The sequence below is a fragment of the Saccharopolyspora sp. NPDC002686 genome (genome assembly GCF_040295745.1).
Taxonomy (GTDB): Bacteria; Actinomycetota; Actinomycetes; order Mycobacteriales; family Pseudonocardiaceae; genus Saccharopolyspora; species Saccharopolyspora oryzae.
On sequence record NZ_JBEOVY010000460.1, the window covers coordinates 1 to 5,184 of the forward strand.

Sequence of the window (5,184 nt, forward strand, 5' to 3'; positions counted from 1 at the left end):
GGGCGCGGGAGCACGGCGGCGACGGCAGCCTCGCGGAGCTGGAGCTGCTGCGCGAGGCGCGGGACGTCCTGCAGGTTGGCGCTCAACTTTGTCGGCGCGGCGACCTTCGAGGCGCTGTCCGGGCAGCTGGTGCGCACCGGCGTGTTCAGCGACGTCCACGAGGTCCAGCACGTGCGCCTCGGGCAGGAAGCCGACCTGGTCGTCGTCGCCCCCGCCACCGCCGACCTGCTGGCCCGCGCCGCGCACGGGCAGGCCGACGACCTGCTCACCTCGACGCTGCTGACCGCCCGGTGCCCGGTGCTGATGGTCCCGGCGATGCACACCGAGATGTGGGAGCACCCGGCCACCCAGCACAACGTCGCGCTGCTGCGCAGCCGCGGCGTCGTCGTCGCGGAGCCGGACAGCGGCCGGTTGACCGGCAAGGACACCGGCAAGGGCCGGCTGCCCGACCCGGCCGAGATCGTCGACCTGGCCCGCCTGCTGCTCGCCGAGCCCGCCGCGCTGCCGCGCGACCTCGAAGGCCGCCGCGTGGTGATCTCCGCCGGTGGCACCCGCGAACCGCTGGACCCGGTGCGCTACCTGGGCAACCGCTCGTCCGGCCGGCAGGGGTACGCGCTGGCCCGCGTGGCCGCGCACCGCGGCGCGGACGTGACGCTGGTCGCCGCGCACACCGCCGACCTGGTGGATCCCGCCGGAGTCCGGGTGATCAAGGTGGGCACCGCGGAGGAACTGCGGTCGGTGATGCTGGCCGAGGCCGACGGCGCGGACGCCGTGGTGATGGCCGCCGCCGTGGCCGACTTCCGCCCCGCCAAGCTCGTCGAGCACAAGATCAAGAAGTCCGGTTCGGACCCGGAGCCGCTGGCCCTGACCCAGAACCCGGACATCCTCGCCGAACTGGTCGAAGCGCGCGCCGCCGGCAAGCTGTCCGCGTCGCTGATCGCGGGGTTCGCCGCCGAGACCGGCGACGCGACCACCTCGGTCCTCGACCACGGCCGCGCCAAGCTGGCCCGCAAGGGCTGCGACCTGCTGGTGGTCAACGCCGTCGGGGACGGCAAGGCCTTCGAGGTCGAGGAGAACGCCGGCTGGCTGCTCGCCAGCGACGGCACCGAGCAACCCATCCCGTTCGGCGCGAAATCCCGGCTGGCGTCCACGTTGTGGGATGCTGTGACCGGGCAGCTGCGCCGCAAGTAGGGTGGCTGCGCACGTCAACCACCATGCGGTGGGTTTTGAAAGCACTTCAGGGAGAGTCGTGAGTCAGCAGTCTGACCTGCGCACCGGTCGCAGGTTGTTCACCAGTGAGTCCGTGACCGAAGGCCACCCGGACAAGATCTGCGACGCGATCAGCGACTCGATCCTGGACGCGTTGCTGGGCCAGGACCCGCGTTCGCGCGTCGCGGTGGAGACGCTGGTGACCACCGGCCAGGTGCACGTCGCCGGTGAGGTCACCACCGACGCCTACGCCGACATCCCGACCATCGTGCGGGAGAAGATCCTGGAGATCGGCTACGACTCCTCGGCCAAGGGCTTCGACGGCAACTCCTGCGGCGTGAACGTGGCCATCGGCTCGCAGTCGCCGGACATCGCGCAGGGCGTGGACACCGCGCACGAGTCGCGGGTCGAGGGCGTGATCGACGAGATCGCCAAGCAGGGCGCCGGCGACCAGGGCCTGATGTTCGGCTACGCCTGCGACGACACGCCGGAGTTCATGCCGCTGCCGATCGCGCTGGCGCACCGCCTGTCCCGTCGCCTGACCAAGGTCCGCAAGGACGGCGTGCTGCCGTACCTGCGTCCCGACGGCAAGACCCAGGTGACCATCGAGTACGCCGGTGACCAGGCCGTTCGGCTGGACACCGTGGTGCTGTCGACGCAGCACGCGGCCGACATCGACCTCGAGGGCATGCTCGCCACCGACATCAAGGACAAGGTGGTCGGCCCGGAGATCGAGCAGCTCGACCTCGACGTCTCCGACACCCGGCTGCTGGTCAACCCGACCGGCCGGTTCGTGGTCGGCGGTCCGATGGGCGACGCCGGTCTGACCGGGCGGAAGATCATCGTCGACACCTACGGCGGCATGGCCCGCCACGGTGGCGGTGCGTTCTCCGGCAAGGACCCGTCGAAGGTCGACCGCTCCGCCGCCTACGCGACCCGGTGGGTTGCGAAGAACGCCGTCGCCGCTGGTCTGGCCGGCCGCATCGAGGTGCAGGTCGCCTACGCGATCGGCAAGGCGGCTCCGGTGGGCCTGTTCGTGGAGACCTTCGGGACCGAGAACGTCGACCCGGCCCGCATCCAGTCGGCGATCAACGAGGTCTTCGACCTCCGCCCGGCCGCGATCATCCGCGACCTGGACCTGCTGCGCCCGATCTACGCCCCGACCGCGGCGTACGGCCACTTCGGCCGCCCGGACCTCGACCTCCCCTGGGAGCGCACGGACCGCGCCGACGCCCTCAAGGCCGCGGCCAACGCCTGACGTCCCACCCCGAAGGGCCCTCCGACCGAACTCGGTCGGAGGGCCCTTCGCGTCGTGAACCCCCTTCGGGGGGTCGGGAACCACAGTTTCAATTGAAACTGCGGATCCCACCCACGGCGGATCACAGTTTCAATTGAAACTGCAGACCTCCCGGGGCGACGACGGCTCCGCCGGGGCTCGGGGTGTGGGACGCAAATTCAATCCAAATCGGAGTTCTGATTTCCTTTGATTTTGCGGGAGTTGACGGCACGTCAGGGTGTGTCGTGGTCCTGGGGAGGTGTGGTGATGAGGTCGGTGACTCGGAGGTCGGTGAGGAACATGTGGGCGGGGGAGTGGGTGATGGCGAAGTCCGGGCGGACTTCGGCCAGGACCGCTTGCGGGGTCACTCCGCAGGCCCAGAAGACCGGGACCTCGTCGTCCTGGAGGGGGAGCGGGTCGCCCCAGTCGGGGTGGGCGAGGTCGGTGATGCCGATCGATCCGGGGTCGCCGACGTGGAGCGGGGAGCCGTGGGCGAAGGGGAGTTCGCCGGTCACCTCCACCGCTCGGGAGACCTCGGAACGGTGGATCGCGCGCATCGAGACCACGACCGGGCCGTGGAAGCGGCCTGCCTCCTGGCAGCGCAGCGAGGTCCGGTAGATCGGGACGCCTTGGTCGAGTTCGAGGTGGCGGAGGCGGACCCCGGCGGCGCGCAGGCGCTCTTCGGCGCTGAAGCTGCACCCGAGGAGGAAGGCCACCAGGTCGTCGCGCCACACGTCCACGACGTCGTCCACTTCGGACACTTCGCCGCGCCGGTGCACGTGGTACTTCGGCAGGTCCGTGCGCAGGTCCGCGCCGGGGGCGACGCGGAGCTGGTCCGGGACGCCTGGTTCGGTCCTCTCCAGCAGCGGCAGCGGTTTCGGGTTGGCCCGGCAGAACTCGGCGAACTCCGCCGCCGACTCCTGCGGCAGGATCACCAGGTTGGCCTGGACGTACCCGGCGCACAGCCCGGTGGTGATCCGCGGCCAGCCGCCGCTGCGGATGATTTCTCTTGCTGCTGCGGGAGATGTGGTCGCATCCATCGGTTGCCCTCCGTCAGCTCAGGTCGGCGTCGCGGGTTTCCGGGCCGCGCAGGGCGCCGATGGTGGCGAACGCGCCGCCGAGGACGATCAGCACGATCGGCGTGTACTCGTAGGGCATGAAGCTCGACAGGCCGATCATGTAGAAGGCGTAGAAGCCGGGGATGATCACCGCGAGGCTGTAGCCGATGCCGTAGCCCGAGGCGCGGACACCGGTGGCGAAGCGCTCGATGATGTAGGTGGACACGATCCCCCACGGCGACACCGTGAGCACCAGCGCCAGCGTCGCCCAGAACATCGTCGGCAGCACGCTGCCGCCCGAAGCCGCTGCGGCGCTCGCTTCCCGGACCATCGCGGCGAACACGAGCGGCACCAGCAGGACCGTCCAGATCCCGGAGATCACCAGCACGCGCCGCCGGCCGAACCGCTGGCCGAGCTGCGCCATCGCCAGGTACCCGGCGGCGACGAACACGTTGGCCACCAGCAGACCGGTGTTCACCGACGAGCTCGGCAGGCCGATGACCTGCGACAGCAGCGCCGGGGTGGCCGACAGGGTGGCCTGCACGGTGAACCACATGCCGGTCATCATCAGCAGCACCTGCAGCAGCTTCCGCCGGTGCTCGCCGGTGAGCAGCTCCTTCAGCGGCGACTTCTTGGCCGCCGACGTCTTCCGGACCTGCTCGAACGCGGCGGATTCCTCGACCTTGCGGAAGTAGAGCAGGAACCACACCGACAGCCCGGCGCCGACGAAGAACGGGATGCGCCAACCCCACTGCACGTAGGGCGAATCGACGTCACCGGTCGGCGAGAACTGGAAGGTCAGCGCCACGACCAGGGAGATCGCGATGTAGCCCAGCGGGTAGGCCGCCGCGATGAGACCGCCGACCAGGCCGCGCAGGTGCTTGGGGCTGGCCTCCATCGCCAGCGGGTTCGCGCTGGAGTACTCGCCGCCCATGAACACCCCGCCGACGAAGCGCAGCAGCAGGACCAGCGCGATCGACAGCCAGCCGATCGTCGCGTAACCGGGCAGCAGGCCCATGAGCAGCGTGCACGCCCCGGCCCCGGCCACCGCGACGAGCGTGGCCCGGCGGCGGCCGGTGATGTCGGCGATGCGCCCGAAGACGATGGCGCCGATCGGGCGGCCGATCAGGGTGAGCGCGAGCGTGATGTAGGCGAGCGTGGCGGCCACCGCCGGGGCGGTGTGCGGGGGCTGGAAGTAGGCGATCGCGGGCGTGAGCGCCACGACCGGCAGGTAGATGTCGAAGTAGTCGACGAAGAAGCCGAAGCAGGCGCCCTTCACCGCGCGTTTCGCCGGTGGGCTCAGTCGCTGCTTGCCGGGGTCGAGGGAGGTGGTGGCCATGAAGGACTGCTCCTTGGCTCGGTGAGCGAGGTGCGCAGCTCGCGCCGGTGCCGACGCGAAGCGTCGAGCCGGACGGCCGGACGACCGGTGCCACCACGGGGAAGAGCGGCCGTGGATGGCGTGCGCCGACTCTAGGAGTTCGTCAGACGATTCTCAACACCCGAGCCCAGATTCCGACCCGGATGCGTCGGCCGACACGCCCCCGGAGCGTCGGGGTACGACACGCCGACACGTGTGGACAGGTCCCGGGGTCCTGCGGAGAACTTCCGCAAATTCAATGGAAATCGGACCTCTGATTTCCA

General features: G+C 70.3%; 4 protein-coding genes. 2 read left to right on the forward strand and 2 right to left on the reverse strand.

Annotated features, from left to right (window positions below):
- Together coaBC and metK are read left to right on the forward strand one after the other, a co-directional pair.
- A partial coding sequence (coaBC, locus tag ABTZ89_RS35460) for a bifunctional phosphopantothenoylcysteine decarboxylase/phosphopantothenate--cysteine ligase CoaBC (RefSeq protein WP_351053214.1) occupies positions 1–1,191 on the forward strand: 1,191 nt, incomplete at its 5' end.
- Between the two features lie 94 nt (positions 1,192–1,285).
- Positions 1,286–2,467, forward strand: coding sequence for a methionine adenosyltransferase (gene metK / locus ABTZ89_RS35465; protein WP_270953367.1), 1,182 nt, complete (start codon positions 1,286–1,288; stop codon positions 2,465–2,467).
- Between the two features lie 251 nt (positions 2,468–2,718).
- On the opposite strand, the gene ABTZ89_RS35470 is transcribed toward metK, so the two are convergent.
- Both ABTZ89_RS35470 and ABTZ89_RS35475 read right to left on the reverse strand, forming a co-directional pair.
- Positions 2,719–3,525 (reverse strand): putative hydro-lyase, encoded by an 807-nt coding sequence (locus ABTZ89_RS35470; protein WP_351053217.1) that lies wholly within the window; start codon positions 3,523–3,525, stop codon positions 2,719–2,721.
- Positions 3,526–3,538: 13 nt separating this feature from the next.
- The gene (locus ABTZ89_RS35475; protein WP_351053220.1) at positions 3,539–4,882 is read right to left on the reverse strand and encodes an MFS transporter; all 1,344 of its coding nucleotides are present in this window, start codon (positions 4,880–4,882) and stop codon (positions 3,539–3,541) included.
- Between the last annotated feature and the right edge of the window lie 302 nt (positions 4,883–5,184).

Coding starts and splice junctions, on each gene's coding strand:
- ABTZ89_RS35470 (WP_351053217.1), bottom strand. CDS start 3,525: ATGGATGCGACCACATCTCCCGCAGCAGCAAGAGAAATCATCCGCAGC.
- ABTZ89_RS35475 (WP_351053220.1), bottom strand. CDS start 4,882: ATGGCCACCACCTCCCTCGACCCCGGCAAGCAGCGACTGAGCCCACCG.